Raw genomic sequence first — 21722 nt, 5'->3', positions numbered from 1 at the left:
GCTTCCACCAGGGAAGCGGCCCTTCAAGGGGTGAACTCTTGCGTGCCTCAGTCCTCGATCGGCGGGACCGGCTGCGGAGGGGCGTCGGCATCGCGCTCGTGCACCTCGACCAGACCGCGGCCGACATGGCTGCGGCTGCGGCTGTAGCCGAAGTACACCAGCAGGCCGACGACAGCCCAGATCACGAACAGCATCTGGCTCTTCGGATCGAGCTTGTAAAACAGATAGAGGCAGCCCAGCAACGCCAGTGGCGAGGTGATCCAGATCGCAGGAGTGCGAAACGGACGGTGGCGGCCCGGATCGGTCCGACGAATAACCAGCACAGCGATCGAAACCGCGGCGAAGGCGAACAACGTGCCCGAGTTGGAAATGTTGGCCAGAAGACCGACCGGGAAGAAGGCGGCGAACAGCGCCACAGCGGCCCCGGTGATGATCGTGATCGTCGAAGGGGTGTTGTACTTGGGGTGGATCTTCGAGAACGTCGCCGGAAGCAGGCCATCGCGGCTCATCACGAAGAAGATGCGGGTCTGGCCGAACATCATCATCAGGATGACCGAGGGCAGCGCCAGACCTGCGGCAAGCCCGATCAGGTTGCCGATCTGTGGCCAGCCGATTTCGCGCAGCGTCCAGGCCAGTGCCTCCTTCGAGCAGACGACTGCCTGATCGGCAATCGCGCTGCACTGCGCGGCCAGTTCGCGGCTACCGGGTTCCAGCACTTCGCCGCCCGCGCCCATCACGGGCTGCGCGCCGACCGATCCGATCACGCCGGCGGCGACCAGCAGGTAGAAGACGGTGCAGATGCCGAGGCTGCCGATCAGGCCAATCGGCATGTTGCGCTGCGGGTTCTTGGTCTCCTCGGCCGCTGTAGAGACCGCGTCGAAGCCGACATAGGCGAAGAAGATCGAAGCCGCAGCAGCCCCTATGCCGCCAAAACCGAGCGGAGAGAACGGCTCGAAATTGGCCATGTTCATCACCGGCACGGCCAGGATGACGAAAATCGTCAGCGCCGACACCTTGATAGCCACCAGGACCGCATTGACCGTCGCGCTTTCCTTGGTGCCGATCACCAGCAGCCAGGTGACGAGACCCGCGATCAGCATGGCCGGGAGATTGACCATGCCGCCGTCATAGGGCCCGCGCACCAGCGTGTCGGGAATATCGATCGATAGCGCGTTCTCTATGAGGCCGACCACATAGCCAGACCAGCCCACGCTGACCGCACCCGCCGCAACCGCATATTCGAGGATCAGCGCCCACCCGACCATCCAGGCGATCAGTTCCCCCATGACGGCGTAGCTGTAGGTGTAGGCCGATCCCGAAACCGGAACCATGGCCGCCATTTCGGCGTAGCACAGCGCCGCCACGGCACAGACGAAGCCGGCAATCATGAAGCTGACCATCATGCCCGGACCGGCCTTCTGGGCTGCTTCGGCGGTCAGCACGAAGATACCCGTACCGATGACCGCGCCGATCCCCAACATGGTCAACTGGAACGCGCCAAGCGATCGGTGAAGTGATTTCTTTTCGGCGGTCGCCAAGATGGCGTCCAGCGGTTTGACGCGCCCGAACATGCATGTCCCCTAGACTGGCGGCGGTCTGCGCAACATTCCAAGCACAGCGCCGCATGTTATTTCCTGCGCGGGAAGCTAACGGCAAAGGGGCCAATGGCAAGCGCTAAACAGCAAGCCTTCCCCAGCTTTACCGGCTCGGCTATGGGGCTCCCCCATGTCCACGACCTATCAACTCGATACGGCGACCAGCCGCGCGCATCCGACACCCGCCCCGCTACGCCGACTGTCCATCCCGGCGATCCGCCAGCGCAAGGAAGATGGCGCGACGGCCGAACCGGTCGTGATGCTGACGGCTTATACCGCGCGCCAGGCTCAGCTGCTCGACGCGCACTGCGACCTCCTGCTGTGCGGCGATTCGCTGGGCCAGGTCATCTACGGCCTCCCCAGCAGCCTGCAGGTGACGCTGGACATGATGATCGCGCACGGCGCGGCGGTCGTGCGCGGATCCTATCATGCGGCGGTGGTGGTCGACCTGCCGTTCGGCACCTACGAGCGGTCGCCCGACCAAGCGTTGGAAAGCGCGGCCCGGATCCTGGCCGAAACCGGCTGCTCGGCAGTCAAGCTCGAGGGCGGCGCGGTCATGGCCGATACGGTGGCCTTTCTCTCGCAGCGCGGCGTGCCGGTGATGGGCCATGTCGGCTTGACGCCGCAGGCGGTCAACACGCTCGGCGGCTACAACGCGCGCGGCCGTAGCGCCGCCGAGGCCGCAAAGATCGTCTCCGACGCGGTTGCGCTCGATCAGGCCGGGGCCTTTGCCATCGTCATCGAGGGCGTGGTCGAACCGATCGCGATCGAGGCGACCAAGGCGACCGGATGCCCGATCATCGGCATCGGGGCGTCGAACCAGTGCGACGGGCAGGTCTTGGTCACCGAAGACATGCTGGGCATGTTCGAACGCGTGCCCCGGTTCGTGAAGCGTTACGAGAACATCGCCGACACCATTTCCGCCGCCGCCGAGCGCTATGCATCCGAAGTGCGCACTCGCGCTTTTCCGGGCGTCGAGCAGACCTACCAACCCAAGTGATTGCGCTCTTCACGGTCGCAAAATAATCAATTGATAAACAGGGCATTTCCATGTTGATGCGTTTCTACAAGGGCTCAATCTTCTTCACGATCGCCTGCTTTCTGCTCGGCGCGTGGTACGGCTGGTCGCAAAGCGGCAGCATGGCCGCGACGGCATCGATGTTGTGGATCATCTTCGTTCTGGCGATCCTCGAAGTATCGCTGTCGTTCGACAACGCGGTGGTCAACGCCGCGGTTCTGAAAGACATGGACGAAGTCTGGCAGAAACGCTTCCTGACCTGGGGCATGGTTATCGCGGTGTTCGGCATGCGCATCGTCTTCCCGCTGGCCATCGTCGCGATCGCGGCGGGCCTTGGCCCCGTCGATGCGCTGCGCCTGTCGCTGAACAACCCGGACGAATACGAACAGATCGTCAGCAGCGCCCACGTCGGCATAGCCGGGTTCGGCGGTGCGTTCCTCGCCATGGTCGGCCTGTCGTTCTTTTTCGACGGCGAGAAGGAAATCCACTGGCTTCGCTGGATCGAACAGAAACTGGCGCTGGTCTCGAACATCAAGGCCGCAGAGATCGCTTTGCTCCTCGTCGTGCTCTACCTCATCTCGCGAATGCTGCCGCCGGACGAGGCACTGACCTTCATGGTCGCGGGCACACTCGGCCTGGTCAGTTTCATCGCGGTGGAAGCGATCAGCACGATCCTCGAGATGCGCGACCAGGCCATGACCGTGAACGGCCAGATCGTCCGCTCGGGGCTCGGCGGGTTCCTCTACCTCAACGTCCTCGACGCCTCGTTCAGCTTTGACGGCGTGATCGGCGCCTTCGCCTTGTCGAACAACATGGTCGTCATCGCGCTGGGCCTGTCGATCGGCGCCATGTTCGTGCGTTCGATGACCATCCACCTGGTCAAGCAGGGTACGCTGGCCGAATACCGCTATCTCGAACATGGGGCCTTCTGGGCGATCATCGTGCTCGGCGCGATCATGCTGCTGTCGGCGCGTTTCCACATTCCCGAAACGATCACCGGCCTGATCGGCGCGGTGCTGATCGGTCTGTCGCTGTGGTGGTCGGTGCGGCACAAGCGCCGCCACCCCGAAGCCGAGCTTGAAGCCGCGGTCAGGGCCGACTGAGCCGCGCGGCGAGCGGCGCTGCCAGCACCAGCTGCGCCAGATGATAGAGCAGGATCGGCATCAGGATGGCCCCGGCCGCTGCCGGCGCAAACAGCACAGTCGCCAGCGGCGCGCCCATCGCGATGCTCTTTTGCGCGCCGGCGAAAAGCATGGTGCGGCGGTTGGCCGGATCGAGGCCGACCGCCCCGCCCAGCAGCCAGGCCCCCCCGTGACCGATCGCCAGCATCAGCGCGGTGCCGCCTGCCAGCCATAGCCAGCCCGAAGCATCGATCTGGGTCCAGAACCGGGTCGCCACCGCGCCCGAGAAAGCGACATAGACAGCGATCGCGATCGAGCCCCGGTCCATGGCGGACACCAGAGGGCGGTTATCCCTGACCAAGTTGCCGAGGCGCCCCTGCAGCGCCTGGCCGAGAACGAACGGGACGAGTAGGATGACCACGACCTTGACCAGCCCGTCGGCGTGAAAGCCGACGCCCGCGTTGCCCGCCAATAACGAGAACAGCGGCGCGGTGACGAAAACGCCGAGGATGTTGAGCAGCGCCGCGGCGACGACCGAGCTCGCAACATTGCCGCCTGCAAGCGACGAATAGGCCGTCGCGGACTGGACCGTTGACGGCAGGCAGCCGAGATAGAGGAACCCCAGCGCGATAAGCGGCGGCATCCATCCCTGCCCCGCCTGCCAGACCAAGCAGCCTGCAAGGGCCATCGCGCCGAAGACCCAGGCGACGAGGGGCCAGAGCAGCCGGTGGTTGCCAAGGCCCTCCCAGACCTCGTGCCGCGGCAGCCGCAGGCCGTTAAGGAAGAACAGCAGGAACACCGCGGCGTTGGCGACGAACTGCGCAGCCTCGCGCGCCGCACCGTGAACCGGCAGGACGAACGCCAGGGCGATGGCCACGACCAGCAGCCGAACCATCGGATCGATACGGGACAGAACGCTCATCGTAGCGCTCTATTCCTGCGTCCCGTCATCAACGCAACCGGACCCTAGCGCCCCTTCAGGCTGGGAGCCGGTGCAGGCGTTGCCGAAAAGCGCGGCGCCGGGGCCGGCTGGACCATGCCGCCATCCTCGACGAATGTGCGCCGCGCCACGTTGTGCGGATGCTTCGGCGCTTCGCGCAGGCTCAGTACCGGGGCGAAACAGATGTCGGTGCCGTCCATGATCTCGCACCATTCATCGCGCGTCCTGGTCAGGATCAGGTCTGTCATGCGCTGCTTGAGGTCGTCCCACTTGGCCGGGTTCATCTGCTGGGCAAAATCGGCATCGCCGGCAAGGCCGGTCTTTTCCATCAGCAGGGCATAGAACTGAGGCTCGATCGAGCCGAGCGAGATGTATTTCCCGTCGCTCGTCTCGTAGGTGTCATAGAAGTGCGTGCCGCTGTCGAGCATGTTGACGCCGCGCTCGTCCTGCCATTGGCCGTTGCCGAGGAAGGTGTAGGTCATGGCCGACAGAATAGCCGCACCGTCGACCATCGCGCAGTCCACGACCTGACCGGTCCCGCCGCTGCGAACGTGAAGCAGCGCGGCCACCACCCCGAAGGCCAGCATCATGCCGCCGCCGCCGAAATCGCCGACAGCATTGACCGGGAAGGTCGGCTTCTGGCCCTTGCGGCCATAGGTGTGCAGAGCGCCCGACAGCGCGATATAATTGATGTCGTGACCGGCCAGCGGGGCCATCGGTCCGTCCTGGCCCCATCCGGTCATGCGTCCGATCACCAGGTTGGGATTGATGCCCAGCAGCACGTCGGGGCCGATGCCCATGCGCTCGATCACGCCGGGACGATAACCCTCGATCAGCGCGTCGGCGGTCTTCACCATGTCTTTCAATTTTGCGATCGCGGCTGGATCCTTGAGGTCGAGTTCGACCCGTTCGCGGTTGCGGTTGAGGATGTCGCGGTTGCCGCCGTCACCGAACCGGCCGCTGGTTCCCGGCCGTTCGACCCGGATCACCCGCGCGCCATGATCGGCCAGCATCATGCCGGCAAAGGGGCCGGGTCCGATCCCGGCCAGTTCGATAACGGTTACCCCAGAAAGTACGCCTGCCATCCTCATCCTCGAAATTTAATCGATCGATGAAATTGGCTTTAGGCGAAGTTTCCCGCTTGTCGAGGGGGCTAATTGCCGACCCGGTCCAAGGCCTCGGCAAGACGCGGGCTGTCACCCTCGATGCACCGAACCTTCCGCAGCAACTGGCGGGCAAGATCGGGCTGCTCGCCGAGTTCGCTGAGAGCCAGCCCCCAGGCCAAGGCGGGGAATCCGCTGTTGGGCAAAAGCTGCGCCGCGCGCTCCGCCGAGACCAGCGCCGCCCCTGCGTCCCCAGTCTGGAGTTGCGCCAAGGCCAGGTCCGCCATCACGCGACCATCGCGGGTTCCGGTTCGCGCGACCAGATCTTCCAGATCGGACCGGCTGCGCGCCCAGTCCCCGGACAGGGCAGCATGGCCGGCAGCAAGCCGGCTGGCCAGCAGGCTGCCGGGAAAGGCTGCATGATATCCGGTGACCAGCGCCGGCGTGCTTCGCCCCTGCCCCGTTTGCTCCAGCGCCTCGGTGGTGCGCAGTAGCAGGCGCTCGGGAAACCGCACCAGCATGGCCTTGCGGAACCGGTCGAGCGCGATCGGTGCCTTGCCATTTGCCAAGGCTGCATCACCGGCCAGGGCTTGGGCTTCAAACATGCCGGGACGCCGCTCGGCAAGAGTTGCAGCCTGTGTATCGGCACCCGTGAGATCGCCGGCCAGCAAGCGCGCGCGCACTGCTCCGGCGGCATCGTTCGCTGGCTGGTAGAGCATCGGCATGACCGGCAGCGGCTTTGCCGCCGCAAGCCGGTCGAGATAGGGCGCCGCCGCCGCGCGGTCGCCCGCCTCCTCGAGCGCGCGTCCCATCACGGCAAGCAGATAGGGCGATGCATCGGGGCGTTGCGCCGCGCCGGTGAACCGCCCGATCAGCCCGCGCAGGTCGCCGGCTTCGTAGAGCGCGCGCGCCAGCAGCAATTGCGCTGTCGTGTTCGCAGGTTGCCTTTGGACCAGCGGGTCGAGGATAGTCGCCGCGACATTGGCATTTCCTGCCTCCAGTTCCAGCGCGCCGCGCAGCAATGATGCCGCCGGCATGGCGTCCAGTCGTCGTCCCGTCCGCGCAATCAGGTTGCGGGCAAGGCTGGTCTTGCCCGCCCTTGCCGCCAGCACGGCCTGAAAGAACCAGGATCGCGGATCCTTCGCGTCGATCTCGATCATGCGACGGGTCACGGTCAGCATGTCGCGCACGCGCCCGGCCTCCCCCAGCGTCCCGGCGTATCCGGCCAGCAGATCGAGATCCCGGGGGTCACCGAGCAAGGCACGTTCGTATAGCGGGAGCGCCGCCACCCAGCCCGCCTGCTCGCGCAGCATCTGGGCGCGCAGTTCGAGCGCGCGGACGTTGTCGGGATCGATCAGCAGCGCCCGGTTCGCCGCGTCGATCGCGGCAAGCTGGTCCCCTTGGGAATAGAGCCGTCGCCCATTCTCGACCCAGGCCAGCGGATCGTTCGCCGCAGGTGCGGCGGCCCTGCCCGGCGCGGTCAGCACCACAAGTGCCGCGGCAAGGCACAGGGCGGGCTTCACCGCCGCTCAGACCTGCATGTCATACTGCTTGAGCAGGTCGTAGAGCGTCGGCCGGCTGATCCCGAGCATCTTGGCCGTACTCGAGATGTTGCCTTCGCTGCGCGCCAGAGCGTGGCGGATCACCCGCCGGTCCGCCGCCTCGCGCGCCACCTTGATGTTGAGCAAATGGCTGTCGTCAGCCTCGTCCGCGGCGAGATCAAGATCATGGGCGTGGACCAGCCTGGCATCGGACATGATCACGGCGCGTTTCACCCGGTTTTCCAGCTCGCGCACGTTGCCCGGCCAGTGCCAGGCGTCGATCGCGGCCAGCGCATCGGCGGAGAAACCCTTGACCTGCGGGTTCATCTCGCGCGCGAAGCGGGCGAGGAAGGCCTTGGCAAGAAGTCCCGCGTCGCCCGGCCGCTCGGCCAGGCTGGGGATCTTCACGACGATTTCGGCAAGCCGGTAGAACAGGTCCTCGCGAAACCGGCCGTCGCCGATCATCGCCTCGAGGTCCTGGTGCGTCGCGCAGACGATGCGGGTATCGACCGCGATCGACTTGCGCGAGCCGATCCGTTCGATCACCCGTTCCTGAAGGAAGCGGAGAAGCTTGACCTGCAGCGGAAGCGGAATGTCGCCGACTTCGTCGAGGAACAGCGTGCCGCCATGGGCCTGCTCGATCTTGCCCTCGGTTGTCTTTACTGCGCCGGTGAAAGCGCCCTTCTCGTGTCCGAACAGCTCGCTTTCGAGGAGATTTTCGGGGATCGCCGCGCAGTTGATCGCGACGAAGGCACCATCGGCGCGGTCGCTCGCCTCGTGCAGCCCGCGCGCCAGCAGTTCCTTGCCGGTGCCGCTGGCCCCCAGCAGCATGACCGAAACGTTGGTGTTGGCGACTCGCTCGATCGTGCGCGCGACCTTGACCATTTCCGGCGCCCCGGTGATCATCCGCCCGAGCACGCGGTTGTCGTCGTCCGAGCGCACGGCAAGGCGTCGGTTCTCGCCCTCGATATGGTGAAGCTGCAGCGCGCGGCGCACGATCAGGCCCAGGGCCTCGATATCGACCGGCTTCTGATAGAAATCGTAGGCCCCCTTGGCGATCGCCTGGAGCGCGCTTTCGCGCGCGCCATGACCCGAGGCGACGATGACCTTGGTGTCGGGCTTCAGCGCGATGATCTCGTCGAGGACGGCAAAGCCTTCGCTGGTCCCGTCGGGATCGGGCGGCAGGCCGAGGTCGAGCGTGACCACGGCCGGCTCCTCGGCGCGAAGGGCGGTGATCGCGGCGGCGCGATCGCCGGCGATGATCACGTCGAAGTCGGGATAGGCCCACTTGAGCTGCGCCTGCAGCCCGGGATCATCCTCGACGATGAGCAGCTTGGGTTTGGTCTGGGACATCAGGCGACTTTCTTGCCGGCGTGTTCAAGGGACTTGCGAAGCGCCGCCGAACTGGCGAGCGGCAGATGAATGGCAAAGCGCGAGCCGAGGCCCTCGCGGCTCTCGACCTCGAGGCGGCCGCCCATGGCGCGAACCAGCTCGCGCGCCTCGTAGGCGCCGATGCCGAAGCCGCCGGACTTGGTCGAATCGAACGGCTTAAACAGGCGGTTGCGGATGAACTCGGCGCTCATTCCGTAGCCGGAATCGACGATCTCGATCCCGCCATTGAGGTTGTCGCAGGTTACCCGCAGCATGACCTCGCTGTCCGCAGCACTGGCATCGACCGCGTTCTGGACAAGGTGGAGGATCACCTGTTCGAGCGATTCCGGTTCGCCGGATACCTCGCAGCCCTCGCTCTCGATCAGAAGGACCGGGTGGATCCCCGCGAATTGCTGGACCACACGGGCGGCAATCTCATCGACGCGGACAGGCGCAAGGCTCTGTACCGACATCGAACCATAGCGTGACAGCCGCGCCAGCAGCGCGTTGAGCTTGTCCGCCGAATTGCGCAGCGTCAGCAGCATGTCGGCACGGAAATCGGGATTCTCGGAATGCAGTTCGGCGTTGCGGGCAAGCAGGCTGAGCTGGCTCGCCAGGTTCTTGATATCGTGCATGACGAAGGCGATGCGGCGGTGGAAGTCGTCGAACCGACTGGCTTCGGCCAGCGCCTCCTGCCCCTTGCTCTCGGCGAGGTAGGAGGCAAGCTGGCGCCCGGCGACGCGCAGCAGGTCGAAGTCTTCCCAGTCGAGCGCGCGGGTATAGGCAGGCCGCGCCAGGACGACGAGGCCGACCAGGCGATCGAAATGGAGCAGCGGCACAGCACTCCACGCGCGCGGTTCCGCCATCAGCCAATCGGGCAGCGGCGGGCAGCGCTCGGGCATCGATCCGCCGTTCCGCAGCGCGTCGATATCGGCGACGAAGGCGGTCTGCTCGAAAGCGCCGACCGTCTCGGCGTCGAGCGCGACGCTCGGCACGTCGGCAGTCGGCCATTGCCAGCGCGCGGCCAGTTCGAACAGGCCGTCCTCACCGCGGGTGAGAAGCAGTCCAGCGGGGCTTTCGGTAATATCGGCCAGCGCACGGATCGCACGCTCTTCCAGCGATGCGGCATCGCCGCCGGCCTGTCCGATCGTGCGGGTGAAGCGCAACCATTCGGCGCGATAGTCGAAGCGGTGCGCGAACAGGTGCTTGGTCAGCGAGACGCGAAGCCACCCGCGCAGCCGCCTGGAAGGCAAGACGGCCAGCCCGGCCAGCATGACCACGGCGACGAAGCCGATCTGCATCTGCGCCGAAAAGTCGGTCCCCGAGAAGGCCAGCCACTGCGCGATGGCGACGAGGACGACCAGATATCCGCCTATCAGGAGCAGCGACAGGCTCTGGAACGTGGCGGCGTGCGAGGGACGGAACCGGATCTGCACGCTGTCGTCGCGCGCGCCCAGCACGACCAGGCCGGCAAAGACCAGGCCCATCGCGCCGCGCAGCCCGTCGAGCACGACCGGGCTCGAACCGGAAAGATAGGCGATGACGTAATAGGTCAGGTCGAACCCCCACAACAGCGCCAGCGCCAGCGCCGGCCAGCGCAGCAGGAGACGGGCCTGGGCCGAAGCGCCGCCGTAGAGGTTGTGGGCCAGCACGAGCCCGCCGATCGACACGAGCAGGCCGAGCGAGACGAAGGTGTGGAAGCCGACCGGCTCGACTGCACCGGGAGCGGTGCGCAGGAGGGCCATGACGCCGCCGATCTTGAGCACTTCGACGAAGGCGACCGCAAGAAGGATCGGCCGGATCGGGGCCATCGAAGTGTGACGCCCGTCGATCGAGAACAGACGGTAGAGCGCGAACAGCCAGGCCAGGTTGCGCACGCAGTCGAGCATCGTCGTGGCCGGATCGTGCAGCCCGTTGAACGCGCCCGACAGCGCCCAGACCGCGGTCAGCGCCAGCGCGATGCCGAGCGGCCGGCTGGCCGGTCCGTAGCGCCGTGGCATGGCGAGAAGCCAGCCGCCCGCGATCACGCAGGCCAGCGCCCCTGCTTCCCACGCCAGGGTTGCGACATTGGGCCACAGGCCGTCGCTGCCGAAGGCCGCGCTCATCGCGCGCCCTCGCGCCACAGGACCACGCGCAGGGTCTGCAGCAGGATCAGCAGGTCGAGAAACGGGGTGTAGTTCTTGGCATAGTACAAATCGTATTCGAGCTTGTGCCGCGAATCCGCGATGGACGCGCCATAGGGAAAGTTGATCTGCGCCCAGCCGGTAATACCCGGCTTAACCATGTGGCGTTCGGCGTAATAGGGCAGCTGCTGTTCCAGTTCGCCGACGAATTCGGGCCGTTCGGGGCGCGGACCGACGAAGCTCATCTTGCCGTTGAGAACCGTCCAGGTCTGCGGCAATTCGTCTATGCGGGTCTTGCGAATGAACTGGCCCAGCCGGGTCACGCGCGGATCGTTGGCCTGGGCCCACTGCGCGCCGTTTGCTTCGGCGTCGGTGTGCATAGAGCGCAGCTTGATGACGTCGAATCCTTCGCCATAAAGCCCGACTCGGCGCTGGCGGAAGAATGCCGGGCCTCGGCTGTCGAGCTTCACCAGCGCGGCGAACACCGCAATGAGTGGCGCGCTGAGCACCAGCAGCAGCGAGCTTGCGGCAATGTCGAACATGCGCTTGAGTGCGCCCGACACGGCTCGTCCGGACGAAAAGCCGTCCGAGAAGATCAGCCAGCTCGGGTTTACCGAATCGAGATCGACCCGGCCGGTCTCGCGCTCCATGAAGCTGGCGAACTCGTTGACGTGGACCCCGGTTGTCTTGATCCGCAGCAGGTCCGTCAGGGGCAGCGCGTTGCGCCGCTCCTCGAGCGCAAGAACGACCTCGGCCGCGGCAAGGGTCTGTACGTGCTTCGTCAGATTGGCAATCGCGCCGCGGCTGATTGCGCTTTCCACGACCGGCGGCGCATCCGTCATGGCGATAAACCCGACGATGACAAAACCGCTGCCTGGCCTTTCGGACAGCCTGCGCAGACGCTCGGCCCGCTTGCCGGCGCCGAGTACCAGCACCCGCCGACGAAAGGCCTCGGCTCCTAGCACGCGATCAGCGAACATCCGGTTGATCATGGTGAAGGTGATCGACAGGGCCATCGAATAGGCAAGGGTCGAGCGCCAGAAAGCCTGTGCGCCGAAAACGAAGTTCAGGAACGCGAGGCCGATGATGCCGAGCGCGACAGCCACCAGCAGCCGCGCGACCGCCTGGCGCATCGAACGCAGCGCCAGCGGCCCATAGACGCCAACCGCGATCATCGCGGTCTGGAGAGTGAGCGCGAAGCCGAGCGAGGGCCAGAAGCGGTCCGAGAAGCCGCCCACACTGACGCCGATCTGCATGGCACGCACCTGCCAGGCGAAGTCCGATGCCAGGAACAGCAACGCGAAATCGACCAGGCCGAGCAGCAGCACGGCGTGCGGAACATAGTGTTTGAACAGCCGGATCATCGAACCCTGGCAGCCTTCCTTTGCAAGTCAGGCCCGGGACTAACGTCCGAAAGTGAAATGTCGGTAAACTTTACAGCTTTTGGTTAAAGCCGCGAAAGCACGATGACGGCGCAAAGGTCGTCGGCGGCCAAGTCGTGGTGCCCCTGGCCCGACTCGAACGGGCACGCCTTGCGACAAACGATTTTGAGTCGTTCGCGTCTACCATTCCGCCACAGGGGCACGACAGACCGCGCGCTTAGCCGCCCCTGTCCAAGGGTTCAAGCGATCGAATCAAAATTGCCAGTCGAGCGATACATGCGCCAGGTCGGGGCCGCGCACGCGCTTTCCGCCAAGCGTGCCGATCTCCAGGACCGGGCCGCTCGCCTGATCGCCCCATGACTTGGCCGGCGGCTCCCAACGGTCGCCGCTGGGAAAGCCGCGCAAGGCGACCGAACCGATCCGTTCGTCACGGGTGCGTGCGCGCTGTGACATCGGCGCGGCTTGCCGCGGCTCGCTGACGGCGACAGTGTGCGTCGTCGCGACCGGCCCGCCGGCTGCCGCCAGAGCAAGCCCCAGGCTCTCGAAAACAAGAAGTCCCGTCATACTGCCACCCCATCCGCAAGTGTCCCTATGGGGCGAGTATTGGCAAGCGTGCCTAAGAAGGGATTAAAACCTCCCTTCACCGGCGCGTTAAGGACAAATAGTTCAGGCCTTGATGGCGGCAGCCAGGGCCTTGTGAAGGCGCGAGTGGAGCGCGTCGTTGCCCGCGAGAATCTGACGGTCGCAGATCGGCTGCGAAATACCGCGCCAATCGGTCACGAAACCGCCGGCCTCGCGCACCAGAAGGCAACCCGCCGCGCTGTCCCAAGGCGACAGTCCGCTTTCCCAGAACCCTTCGTAGCGACCCGCGGCAACCCAGGCGAGATCCAGCGCGGCCGAACCGAAGCGGCGAATGCCCGCCACCTGCGGCGCGATCGCGTTGAAGATCTTGGTCCATTCGGTGGCATCGCCGCGACCGGCAAAGGGCGTTCCCGTGGCGATCAGGCTTTCGTCCATGTGCCGGCGGGCCGAGACTCGCAGGCGTCGGTCGTGGAGCCAGGCACCGCGCGCCTTTTCCGCCCAGAAGCTTTCATCGGTGATCGGCTGATAGACCAGAGCCGCCGTTATTTCACCCCAGCCCGACCCGTCGAGCTTGGGTTCCTGCACCGCGATCGACACCGAAAAGTGCGGAATGCCGTGGAGGAAGTTGCTCGTCCCGTCGAGTGGGTCGATGATGAAGCGCGGCTTGCCGTCGGCGCCGTGGATCTCGCCGCCTTCTTCCATCAGGAAGCCCCAGTCCGGGCGGGCGGCGAGCAGCTCGTCATAGATGATGCGTTCGGCGCGCTGGTCGGCCTTGGAGACGAAATCCGCCGGACCCTTGCGGCTGACCTGCAGGTGTTCGACCTCGCCGAAGTCGCGGCGCAGGCGGCCACCCGCCTTGCGGGCGGCCTTTTCCATGACGCGGATGATGCCGGAAATGACGGCCATGACCTGTCCTTAGTCCGCCTTGCCGACGTAGGTGCGCTCGTAAACGTCGACGACGATGCGCGTACCGCTCGAAATGTGCGGCGGCACCATCACGCGCACGCCGTTGTCGAGGATCGCGGGCTTGTAGCTCGACGAGGCCGTCTGTCCCTTCACCACGGCGTCGGCTTCGACGATGGTGGCTTCGATCTGCGCGGGCAATTCGACGCTGACCGGGCGTTCTTCCCACAGTTCGAGCACGACATCCATGCCGTCCTGCAGGAAATCGGCCGCATCGCCAAGGAGGTCGCGCGGCAGGGTGATCTGTTCGAAGTTGTCCTTGTCCATGAAGACCAGGTCATCGCCTTCGGCGTAGAGGTACTGGAAATCCTTGGTGTCGAGGCGGACCTTCTCGACCGTGTCTGCGCTGCGAAAGCGGACGTTGGTCTTGCGGCCGTCGATCAGGTTCTTCATTTCGACCTGCATGAAGGCGCCGCCCTTGCCCGGCTGGGTGTGCTGGGTCTTGGCGACCTTCCAGATGCCCTTTTCATATTCAAGGATATTGCCGGGACGAATGTCCACGCCGCTGATCTTCGCCATGGGATGCCTTCAGAAGTTGAGAAAGACGCCCCGGTCTGCACCGGGAAAGGCGCGCCCTTAGCGCGAGGCGCGCCATCCGGCAAGGTGGCATACGTCAAGGTGGCGGCGTCGTTCATCGCCTGCTAAGCGGCGCTCGTCCAACGGAGCGCGCCATGATCCGCACCCTCGCCATCGCCGCCATCGTGTTCGCCGCAGCGCCCGCCTCTGCCGTTCCGGGAGGAAAGCTGGGCACTCTCGAGGCGGGAAGCTATGCCTGCGAACTGCCCGGCGACGCCGCTGGTCCGGCCGGCATCCGCCAGCCCGACGAAGCTTTCGAGATCGTCAACGCCAACACCTATCGCACCGCGGCCGGGCGCGGCACCTACCTTCTCACCGGCGAAACCGTGACGATGACCAGCGGCCCCAAGAAGGGCACCCGCTATCACCGAATTTCCGGCCGGTTCCTGCGGATGATCGGACCCGACGGCAAGGACAGCGCGCTGCGCTGCGTGCGCCGCGTCGTCAACAACGGCTAGTCTGCGGCCTGGGCCCGGGTCTCGGTGCGGCGATAGGTCAGAACCAGCAACGCGACGATCACGACAACTGCGACCCATTCCGATGCGGGGGCAAAGCTGTCGCCCACGATCGCCAGCTTCGCCGGATCGCCGGTCGCGCCCACGGCCCCTGCAAAGGCGAGGCCGAACAGGCTGTCACCGACGATCAGGCCGGTCGCCAGCAACACGCCGAGCCGTTCGGTGAACTCGGGCCGCGACGTGCGCGCCGCCATCACGTTCCAGAAATGCCCGATCACGGCGCCGATAACCGCCGGAAAGACCAGCGTCGCGGGAAGGTAGATGCCCATGGCGACGGCGAGGGGAGGCAGTTTGCCCTTGCCCGCCTTGCGCAGCCCTTCGTCGATCGCGATCAGCACCGCGCCGATACCGACGCCTAGCCAGATCAGGTCCCAGCGCAGCGAGCCGCCCAGCACGCCCTGTGCAATCGCGGCAAAAAGCGACGCCTGCGGCGCGGCCAGTGCGTTCTCTCCCGCCCCCGGCGCGCCCGCGAATCCGAAGCTGGTGGCCAGTAGTTGCAGCACCGGCGGCAGGATCAGCGATCCCGCGACCACGCCGATGATCAGCGCGACCTGCTGCTTCCACGGAGTCGATCCGACCAGTTGCCCTGTTTTCAGGTCCTGGAGATTGTCGTTGGCGACGATCGCGATGCCGAAAACGAACGCCACCAGGAACAGCGCGAAGGCAATCAGCGGAGCACGCTCGCCCTCGCCCACTCCGCCGCCGAAGATCGCCGCCACCACCACGGCGGCGATCAGGATCGACAGGATGCCGACGCCCGAGACCGGGCTGTTCGACGTGCCGACCAGACCTGCCATGTAGCCGGTAACGACCGCAGTAAAGACGCCGATGACGGCAACGAAAAGCAGGGTCAACAGCAGCACGGCGGGGATCGATCCGGCCAGCGGTCCGCCCTGGACGAATTGCCAGACAAGCACGAAGATCGGCACGAACATCGCGGCAGACAGCCCGACGACCCACCCGGCGGACAGGTCTCGTTCGGTGAGGTCGATCGCAGCCCCGGCCTTGCGCGCGCGGGACGTCGCGGCGATGCCGGCCAACCCGCGCACGATCGCCCCGGTGATGCGCAGCAGGGCCCACAGCGCGGCCACGGCCATGGCGCCTGCGCCAACCATCCGCACCTGCTGGCCGAAGACCGTGCCGACGACCTCCTCGGCAGGGCCCGGCATTCCCGCGCTTAGCCAGGGCAGGAGGATCAGCTTGCCGATGACGAGGCCGGCCAGCATGGAAAGCCCGGTCGCCAGCCCGATCAGGTGTCCGACCGCGACGAGGCCCAACGACATCGTCGATCCGATGGTCGCATAGCCGGCGCCGATCTTGAACACCTTCGCAACTTCGCCCGCGGCCAGCCGCAGCATGGTCAGCACGCCGAACCCGGCCCCGGCCAGCGCGCCAAGCAGGATCGTTGCCAGGCCGACGCGGTTTTCGCTTTGCCCTTCGGCATCGCCCATGCCGACCCTCAGGATTTCGGCCCCGGCAACGCCTTCGGGATAGGGCAGATCGCTGTCGACAACGAGCGCGCGGCGCATCGGCACCGAGAGCATGACCCCCAGGATCCCGCCCGTCGCACAGACCAGCATTGTTTCCCAGTACGGAATCGCCTGCCACCATCCGACGATAACCAGCGCGGGCAGGATGAACACCATCGTCGCCACGGCGCCCGCCGCGCTGCCGATGGTCTGGACGATGTTGTTCTCCACAATCGTCGCCCCGCCCATGGTCCTCAGCACCGCCATCGAAATGACGGCGGCGGGAATGGCGGTCGAGAAGGTCAGGCCGACCCGCAATCCGAAATAGACGTTGGCGGCCGTGAACAGGAAGGTCAGCGCCCCGCCCAGAATGATCGACCGAAGGGTAAGTTCGCGCGGCGTCGGCTCGGCAGTCATTCAGCCCCCTCAATCATTCTAGCAGCCATCAATCTGAAATGGTTCACACACTTCGAACCGATTGGCGAGAGAAATAGAAGTCCGCCGTGCGCTCACCGAGCCGCCAGGCCCTATGTTGCAGGATTCGGCGCAGCAGGAAATGATCGCGGTCGGATCGCCGGGCCACGGCCGGATCGGCGGTCGGCTAGACCTCGGCAGCTTTACCGAAACACGCTTGAACAGGATCGCGACGCAGCCAGCGCAATTTCCGATCTGACGCCCTATCCCTTGAGGATCGCCGCAAAGGCCTTGACGGCAGCGGCCTCGTCACCGCCCCAGACGGCATGGCTGACGGCCAGGAAGTCCGCGCCGGCCTCAACCAGAGGCGCGGCGTTTTCGGGGGTGATCCCCCCGATCGCGACGCAGGGAATCTCGAACAGTTCCTGCCACCAGGTCAGCAGATCTGGCGTCGCGACGTGTTCGGTCTGCTTGGTCGTGGTGGGATAGAAGACCCCGAAAGCGACGTAGTCGGCCCCCGCCTCGCCCGCTTCCATGGCAAGATGGCGGCTGTCGTGGCACGTGACGCCGATCTGCGCGTCGCGACCGAGACGCTGGCGCGCTTCGCCAACGTCGCCATCGCCCTGCCCCAGGTGCACGCCATCGGCGCCAAGGCGCTTCGCGAGCGAAATCGAATCGTTCACGATAAAGGCCACATCGCGATCGGCGCAGATCCGTTGGAGCGGATCGGCAAGGCGCGCGGCCTCGTGCTCGTCGAAGCCCTTCACGCGGAACTGGAAGGCCGCCACCGGCCCTGCATCAAGTGCGCGGGTCAGCCGGTCGGGATAGGCACCCGCCACGTCGAGCGGCGAGATCAGGTAAAGCTGGCAATCGGACATGGCCCCTGCCCTAGACGCGCCACGGCCCTTCGCCAAGCGTTCCGGAACCGTTCAGGCGTGCCTTGCGTTATGCGCACTATGAGACACGCCATCGCGATTCCGCTCGCCGTCGCCCTCGTCCTGCCGGGGTGCATCACCTATCGCAACAGCAGCGACGGCATCACCCGGTTGCGCATCGGGGAAACGGGCGTGGTCGGCGGGCCATCCGTCACGCCGCTGACCGTGCTGGAGGACAGCCGCTGCGCGCGGGACGTCCAGTGCGTCTGGGCCGGCCGGGTCAAGGTTACCGTCCGGATCGACCTTGGCACCGGATCGCAAAGCCGCGACTTGGTTCTGGGCGAACCGCAGCAGGTCGCCGACGGTTCGCTGACGCTGGTCGAAGTGCTCCCGGAAAAGCGCGCCGACCAGACGATCTACCCCGACGAATACCGTTTCGGCTTCAAGTTCGCCGGGGGGCTTTGATCGCTCAGGCGGTCTTGACGGTCGATCCGGTGTAGATCTCGTCGATCGCACTGCCCAGCGCGGCGTCGAATTCGGAATCGCTCATCTGGAAGCGCAGGTCTTCGAGCAGAGCGCGGCTGAAGCTGGCGATGATGCCGCGGTTCTTGGCTAGCTCGACGCAGGCTTGGGGCCGTGCATAGCCACCCGACAACGCCACGACGCGTAGCACCTTCGGATGGTCGACCAAGGCATCGAACGTGCCGGGGACGACCGGCAGCGACAGCTTGAGCATGACCTGCTGGCCCTCGGCAAGCGCATCCAGCTGCTTCAGGATTTCGTCCTTCAGGATGGTGTCGCATTCCGCGCGGGTCGCGCTCTTGATGTTCACTTCTGGCTCGATGATCGGCATCATGCCGTGCGAGAGAACCTGGTTGCCGACCTCGAACTGCTGCTTGACGACAGCGGCGATGCCTGCCGCGTTTGCCGAATTGATGACCGAGCGTTCCTTGGTCCCGAACACGCCCAGCGCCTTGCTCTTGGTCAGCAGTGCGTCGAGTTCGGGCATAGGCTTCATCAGCTGCACGCCCTCGGCCTCGTCTTCGAGCCCCTTGTCGATCTTGATGAAGGGAACGATCCCCTTCGCGATCAGCGCAGAGGGGACAGACTGACCATCCACCGAACCGTCCATCGTGCGCTCGAACAGGATCGCGCCGATCACCTTGCTGCCGTCGAAAGCGCTGGAACGGATGATACGGCTGCGCATGTCATGGATCAGGCCGAACATTTCCTCGTCGTTCGACCAGGCGCCTTCTTCCACGCCATAGCCCTTGAGCGCCTTCGGGGTTGACCCGCCCGACTGGTCCAGCGCGGCGATAAAGCCGTTCCCGGCGGCCATCTTGGCAGTCATCTCGGCAGTGTTCATGCGATTTCAGCCCCTGTTGCATACGTATGTGAACGCGGCCCATAACGAGCCGCCGGCCAAGCTGCAAGAGCGCCTTCAGGCGTTTTCGAGCGCAACCACCCCCGGCAGTTCCTTGCCTTCCATCCATTCGAGGAAGGCGCCGCCGGCGGTGGAGATGTAGGAGAAATCCTCGGCCACGCCGGCGTGATTCAAGGCGGCAACGGTGTCCCCGCCGCCGGCGACCGATACGAGCGCGCCTTCGGCGGTCAACGCCGCCGCGCTGCGCGCCAAGGCCACTGTCGCGGCATCGAACGGCGGCATTTCAAACGCGCCCATCGGACCGTTCCAGACCAGCGTTCGGCAGGTCTTGAGCACATCGGCCAGCGCCTCGACCGCCTGGGGGCCGACATCGAGGATCATTTCGTCGGCGGCCACTTCGTGGACGTTGCAGGTGCGCAAGCTCGCCGGGTTTGCGGCAAACTCCTTCGACACGACCACGTCATAGGGCAGATGGACGGTGCAGCCCGCCGCGTCAGCCGCATCGAGGATCGCTTCGGCCGTACCGGTCAGGTCATGTTCGCACAGCGACTTGCCGACATTGACCCCGCGCGCGGCAAGGAAGGTGTTGGCCATGCCGCCGCCGATGATCAGGTGATCGACCTGGGTGACGAGGTGCTTGAGCACATCGAGCTTGGAGGAAACCTTGGCCCCGCCAACGACGGCGGCGACCGGCTTGACCGGATTGCCCAATGCAGCGTCGAGCGCTTTCAGTTCGGCTTCCATCGATCGCCCGGCATAGGCCGGTAGCAGGCGGGCCAGCCCTTCGGTGCTGGCGTGGGCGCGATGCGCGGCGGAGAAGGCGTCGTTGACGTAGATATCGCCATTGGCGGCAATTGCTGCGGCAAAATCCGGATCGTTGGCTTCCTCGCCCTTCCAGAAACGCGTGTTCTCCAGCATCGCGATATCGCCTGGCTGAAGAATGCCGACTGCCTGTTCGACCACCGGGCCGGTGATTTCGGGAATGAACATCACTTCTTCGCCGAGGACGGCCTGCACCGCGTCGAGGGTCATCGACACCGACATGGTCGAAACGCGCTCGCCCTTGGGGCGGCCGAAGTGGGCGAGCAGCAGGACCTTGGCGCCCTTGCCCGCCAGTTCCAGGATCGTGGGGGCCGAGGCGCGCACCCGGGTGTCATCGGTAACGGCGCCGTCATGCATCGGCAGGTTGAGATCGACCCGCACCAGTGCGACCTTGCCGGCAATGTCGCCGAGATCGTCAAGCGTCTTGAACCGCGTCATTCGATTATCCTTATCTCGTCGCCCAGGGCGATTTCGCCGTCGGCGATGACCCGGCCAAGCGCGCCACCGCGCCAATCGGGCAAGAGTACGGCCTTGAGGCCGGGCGCGATCTCTTCCATGCGGCTGCACGGATCGCATTCGGTGGTGACTTCGATGCGCAGGCTGTCGCCGATTGCGATGATCGCTCCGGCCTGGCGCGGCAGGCGAATTCCCTGCGTCAGCAGATTGGCCCGACGTTTCCACCACTGAAGGTCGTCGTCACCGGCGCGGCCCAGATCGGCCAGCGCGGCCTCCCAGCTTTCCGCTTCGATCAACGAAATCTGGCGGCGTGGCTTGCGCCCCGGCCGCACGGCACCGCGAAAATCGCCCTGCACGCCGCCTGCTGCGGAAACCGATACATGGTCGAGCACCTCCATCGGTCCACGCGGGCGATCGTGCCGCGCGATGCCGAGGAGGCGCCCGGCAGCCATCAGATGAGTTTGCCCATCGTGCCGGCCGTGTCGACCATACGGTTGGAGAAGCCCCATTCGTTGTCGTACCAGCTCAGCACACGAACCAGCTTGCCGTCGATCACCGCCGTTTCGAGGCTGTCGATGGTGCTGGAATTGGCGCAGCCATTGTAGTCGATCGAGACCAGCGGTTCGTCGGAGAAGCCCAGTACGCCCTTCAAAGCGCCATTGGCGGCATCCTTGAGCAGCTGGTTGACTTCATCCTTTGTCGTGTCGCGCTTGGGCTGGAAGGTCAGGTCGACGACCGAAACGTTGGGGGTCGGCACGCGGATGGCCGAACCGTCGAGCTTGCCCTTCAGTTCAGGCAGGACTTCGCCCACGGCACGGGCAGCGCCGGTGGTGGTCGGGATCATCGACATGCCGGCAGCGCGGGCGCGGCGCGGATCTTCGTGGATCTGGTCGAGGATCTTCTGGTCGTTGGTATAGGCGTGGACCGTGGTCATCAGCCCGCGTTCGATGCCGATGGCGTCGTTCAGGACCTTGGCGAAGGGCGCGAGGCAGTTGGTGGTGCACGATGCGTTCGAGACGATGGTGTGCGCGGCTTCCAGCTTGTCATGGTTGACACCGAACACGACCGTCAGGTCGACATTCTTGCCGGGGGCCGAGATCAGGACCTTCTTCGCGCCGGCAGCCAGATGCTTTTCGCAAGAGGCGCGGTCGGTGAAGAAACCGGTGCATTCCAGCGCGATGTCGACGCCGTTGGCCTTGTGCGGCAGGTTCGCCGGATCGCGTTCGGCGGTAACCTGGATGCGCTTGCCGTTGATGATCAGATCGTTGCCATCGACTTCGACCGTGCCCGAAAAGGCGCCGTGGACGCTGTCGCGCTGGAACAGCATGGCGTTGGCCTTGGCCGAGGCGAGATCGTTGATCGAAACCAGTTCGAGATCGTGGTCGTCCCGCTCCAGGATCGCGCGCGCGACATTGCGCCCGATGCGCCCGAAACCGTTGATCGCAACCTTGATTGCCATGAACTCAACTCCT

The 21722-nt window shown here is 65.5% G+C and carries 20 protein-coding genes and 1 tRNA gene; 4 read left to right on the top strand and 17 right to left on the bottom strand.

The features are described from left to right. Positions 1 to 47: 47 nt before the first annotated feature. On the bottom strand, positions 48 to 1571 hold the full coding sequence (locus tag B0I00_RS01790) for an amino acid permease (protein WP_100865640.1): 1524 nt from the start codon (positions 1569 to 1571) through the stop codon (positions 48 to 50). 154 nt (positions 1572 to 1725) lie between these two features. On the opposite strand from B0I00_RS01790, the gene panB reads away from it, so the two are divergent. After that, the gene (gene panB / locus B0I00_RS01785; RefSeq protein ID WP_100865639.1) at positions 1726 to 2595 is read left to right on the top strand and encodes a 3-methyl-2-oxobutanoate hydroxymethyltransferase; all 870 of its coding nucleotides are present in this window, start codon (positions 1726 to 1728) and stop codon (positions 2593 to 2595) included. Between the two features lie 50 nt (positions 2596 to 2645). Next, positions 2646 to 3716: a DUF475 domain-containing protein gene (locus B0I00_RS01780; protein ID WP_198519117.1), complete on the top strand. Its 1071-nt coding sequence runs from the start codon at positions 2646 to 2648 to the stop codon at positions 3714 to 3716. Here B0I00_RS01780 and B0I00_RS01775 read toward each other — a convergent pair. The 10 genes from B0I00_RS01775 to efp all read right to left on the bottom strand — a co-directional run bounded on the left by B0I00_RS01775 (position 3703) and on the right by efp (position 14258). Further along, complete coding sequence (locus tag B0I00_RS01775; RefSeq protein ID WP_100865638.1) at positions 3703 to 4656, bottom strand: bile acid:sodium symporter family protein; 954 nt, start codon at positions 4654 to 4656, stop codon at positions 3703 to 3705. The two genes, B0I00_RS01780 and B0I00_RS01775, sit on opposite strands and share 14 nt — an antisense overlap. A 44-nt stretch (positions 4657 to 4700) precedes the next feature. After that, complete coding sequence (locus tag B0I00_RS01770; RefSeq protein ID WP_100865637.1) at positions 4701 to 5759, bottom strand: CaiB/BaiF CoA transferase family protein; 1059 nt, start codon at positions 5757 to 5759, stop codon at positions 4701 to 4703. Between the two features lie 68 nt (positions 5760 to 5827). Continuing rightward, positions 5828 to 7300: a tetratricopeptide repeat protein gene (locus B0I00_RS01765; RefSeq protein ID WP_100865636.1), complete on the bottom strand. Its 1473-nt coding sequence runs from the start codon at positions 7298 to 7300 to the stop codon at positions 5828 to 5830. Between the two features lie 6 nt (positions 7301 to 7306). Next, positions 7307 to 8671: a PEP-CTERM-box response regulator transcription factor gene (prsR, locus tag B0I00_RS01760; protein ID WP_100865635.1), complete on the bottom strand. Its 1365-nt coding sequence runs from the start codon at positions 8669 to 8671 to the stop codon at positions 7307 to 7309. Beyond that, positions 8671 to 10794, bottom strand: coding sequence for an XrtA/PEP-CTERM system histidine kinase PrsK (prsK, locus tag B0I00_RS01755; protein ID WP_100865634.1), 2124 nt, complete (start codon positions 10792 to 10794; stop codon positions 8671 to 8673). Before prsK ends, prsR begins: the two co-directional genes overlap by 1 nt. Then, the gene (locus tag B0I00_RS01750; RefSeq protein WP_100865633.1) at positions 10791 to 12176 is read right to left on the bottom strand and encodes a TIGR03013 family XrtA/PEP-CTERM system glycosyltransferase; all 1386 of its coding nucleotides are present in this window, start codon (positions 12174 to 12176) and stop codon (positions 10791 to 10793) included. Before B0I00_RS01750 ends, prsK begins: the two co-directional genes overlap by 4 nt. Positions 12177 to 12311: 135 nt before the next feature. Further along, positions 12312 to 12395: transfer RNA gene (locus B0I00_RS01745), tRNA-Leu, on the bottom strand. Positions 12396 to 12446: 51 nt separating this feature from the next. Beyond that, entirely contained in the window at positions 12447 to 12758 is a 312-nt protein-coding gene (locus B0I00_RS01740) for a hypothetical protein (RefSeq protein WP_100865632.1), read from the bottom strand. 102 nt (positions 12759 to 12860) lie between these two features. Next, entirely contained in the window at positions 12861 to 13682 is an 822-nt protein-coding gene (locus tag B0I00_RS01735) for an inositol monophosphatase family protein (protein ID WP_100865631.1), read from the bottom strand. Positions 13683 to 13691: 9 nt separating this feature from the next. After that, positions 13692 to 14258 carry an elongation factor P gene (gene efp / locus B0I00_RS01730; RefSeq protein ID WP_100865630.1) on the bottom strand — a complete coding sequence of 189 codons (567 nt, stop codon included), beginning with the start codon at positions 14256 to 14258 and terminating at the stop codon, positions 13692 to 13694. A 152-nt stretch (positions 14259 to 14410) separates the two neighbouring features. On the opposite strand from efp, the gene B0I00_RS01725 reads away from it, so the two are divergent. Continuing rightward, positions 14411 to 14773, top strand: a complete 363-nt coding sequence (locus B0I00_RS01725) for a hypothetical protein (protein WP_232730074.1) — start codon at positions 14411 to 14413, stop codon at positions 14771 to 14773. Here the strand turns inward: B0I00_RS01725 and B0I00_RS01720 are convergent. Both B0I00_RS01720 and thiE read right to left on the bottom strand, forming a co-directional pair. Then, positions 14770 to 16716, bottom strand: a complete 1947-nt coding sequence (locus B0I00_RS01720) for an OPT family oligopeptide transporter (protein ID WP_100865629.1) — start codon at positions 16714 to 16716, stop codon at positions 14770 to 14772. The two genes, B0I00_RS01725 and B0I00_RS01720, sit on opposite strands and share 4 nt — an antisense overlap. A 260-nt stretch (positions 16717 to 16976) precedes the next feature. Continuing rightward, the gene (gene thiE / locus B0I00_RS01715; RefSeq protein WP_100865628.1) at positions 16977 to 17591 is read right to left on the bottom strand and encodes a thiamine phosphate synthase; all 615 of its coding nucleotides are present in this window, start codon (positions 17589 to 17591) and stop codon (positions 16977 to 16979) included. Between the two features lie 78 nt (positions 17592 to 17669). Between thiE and B0I00_RS01710 the strand changes: the two genes are divergently transcribed. Next, positions 17670 to 18053, top strand: a complete 384-nt coding sequence (locus B0I00_RS01710; RefSeq protein WP_100865627.1) for a hypothetical protein — start codon at positions 17670 to 17672, stop codon at positions 18051 to 18053. Between the two features lie 4 nt (positions 18054 to 18057). Here the strand turns inward: B0I00_RS01710 and B0I00_RS01705 are convergent, their stop codons facing one another. The 4 genes from B0I00_RS01705 to gap all read right to left on the bottom strand — a co-directional run bounded on the left by B0I00_RS01705 (position 18058) and on the right by gap (position 21709). After that, the gene (locus B0I00_RS01705; protein WP_100865626.1) at positions 18058 to 18954 is read right to left on the bottom strand and encodes a fructose bisphosphate aldolase; all 897 of its coding nucleotides are present in this window, start codon (positions 18952 to 18954) and stop codon (positions 18058 to 18060) included. Between the two features lie 75 nt (positions 18955 to 19029). After that, on the bottom strand, positions 19030 to 20232 hold the full coding sequence (locus tag B0I00_RS01700) for a phosphoglycerate kinase (protein WP_100865625.1): 1203 nt from the start codon (positions 20230 to 20232) through the stop codon (positions 19030 to 19032). Continuing rightward, the gene (locus B0I00_RS01695) at positions 20229 to 20702 is read right to left on the bottom strand and encodes an MOSC domain-containing protein (protein WP_232730073.1); all 474 of its coding nucleotides are present in this window, start codon (positions 20700 to 20702) and stop codon (positions 20229 to 20231) included. The genes B0I00_RS01700 and B0I00_RS01695 overlap by 4 nt, the downstream gene beginning before the upstream one ends. After that, positions 20702 to 21709, bottom strand: coding sequence for a type I glyceraldehyde-3-phosphate dehydrogenase (gene gap / locus B0I00_RS01690; RefSeq protein WP_100865624.1), 1008 nt, complete (start codon positions 21707 to 21709; stop codon positions 20702 to 20704). The genes B0I00_RS01695 and gap overlap by 1 nt, the downstream gene beginning before the upstream one ends. Between the last annotated feature and the right edge of the window lie 13 nt (positions 21710 to 21722).

Origin of the sequence: Novosphingobium kunmingense, from assembly GCF_002813245.1 — a bacterium.
GTDB lineage: Bacteria > Pseudomonadota > Alphaproteobacteria > Sphingomonadales > Sphingomonadaceae > Novosphingobium > Novosphingobium kunmingense.
This window is presented reverse-complemented; position numbering and strand designations above follow the sequence as displayed.

Coding starts and splice junctions, on each gene's coding strand:
- gap (WP_100865624.1), bottom strand. CDS start 21,709: ATGGCAATCAAGGTTGCGATCAACGGTTTCGGGCGCATCGGGCGCAAT.
- B0I00_RS01705 (WP_100865626.1), bottom strand. CDS start 18,954: ATGAACACTGCCGAGATGACTGCCAAGATGGCCGCCGGGAACGGCTTT.
- B0I00_RS01780 (WP_198519117.1), top strand. CDS start 2,646: ATGTTGATGCGTTTCTACAAGGGCTCAATCTTCTTCACGATCGCCTGC.
- B0I00_RS01750 (WP_100865633.1), bottom strand. CDS start 12,176: ATGATCCGGCTGTTCAAACACTATGTTCCGCACGCCGTGCTGCTGCTC.
- prsK (WP_100865634.1), bottom strand. CDS start 10,794: ATGAGCGCGGCCTTCGGCAGCGACGGCCTGTGGCCCAATGTCGCAACC.
- B0I00_RS01735 (WP_100865631.1), bottom strand. CDS start 13,682: ATGGCCGTCATTTCCGGCATCATCCGCGTCATGGAAAAGGCCGCCCGC.
- B0I00_RS01695 (WP_232730073.1), bottom strand. CDS start 20,702: ATGGCTGCCGGGCGCCTCCTCGGCATCGCGCGGCACGATCGCCCGCGT.
- thiE (WP_100865628.1), bottom strand. CDS start 17,591: ATGTCCGATTGCCAGCTTTACCTGATCTCGCCGCTCGACGTGGCGGGT.
- B0I00_RS01740 (WP_100865632.1), bottom strand. CDS start 12,758: ATGACGGGACTTCTTGTTTTCGAGAGCCTGGGGCTTGCTCTGGCGGCA.
- B0I00_RS01775 (WP_100865638.1), bottom strand. CDS start 4,656: ATGAGCGTTCTGTCCCGTATCGATCCGATGGTTCGGCTGCTGGTCGTG.
- panB (WP_100865639.1), top strand. CDS start 1,726: ATGTCCACGACCTATCAACTCGATACGGCGACCAGCCGCGCGCATCCG.
- B0I00_RS01710 (WP_100865627.1), top strand. CDS start 17,670: ATGAGACACGCCATCGCGATTCCGCTCGCCGTCGCCCTCGTCCTGCCG.
- B0I00_RS01720 (WP_100865629.1), bottom strand. CDS start 16,716: ATGACTGCCGAGCCGACGCCGCGCGAACTTACCCTTCGGTCGATCATT.
- B0I00_RS01790 (WP_100865640.1), bottom strand. CDS start 1,571: ATGTTCGGGCGCGTCAAACCGCTGGACGCCATCTTGGCGACCGCCGAA.
- B0I00_RS01725 (WP_232730074.1), top strand. CDS start 14,411: ATGATCCGCACCCTCGCCATCGCCGCCATCGTGTTCGCCGCAGCGCCC.
- B0I00_RS01770 (WP_100865637.1), bottom strand. CDS start 5,759: ATGGCAGGCGTACTTTCTGGGGTAACCGTTATCGAACTGGCCGGGATC.
- efp (WP_100865630.1), bottom strand. CDS start 14,258: ATGGCGAAGATCAGCGGCGTGGACATTCGTCCCGGCAATATCCTTGAA.
- B0I00_RS01700 (WP_100865625.1), bottom strand. CDS start 20,232: ATGACGCGGTTCAAGACGCTTGACGATCTCGGCGACATTGCCGGCAAG.
- prsR (WP_100865635.1), bottom strand. CDS start 8,671: ATGTCCCAGACCAAACCCAAGCTGCTCATCGTCGAGGATGATCCCGGG.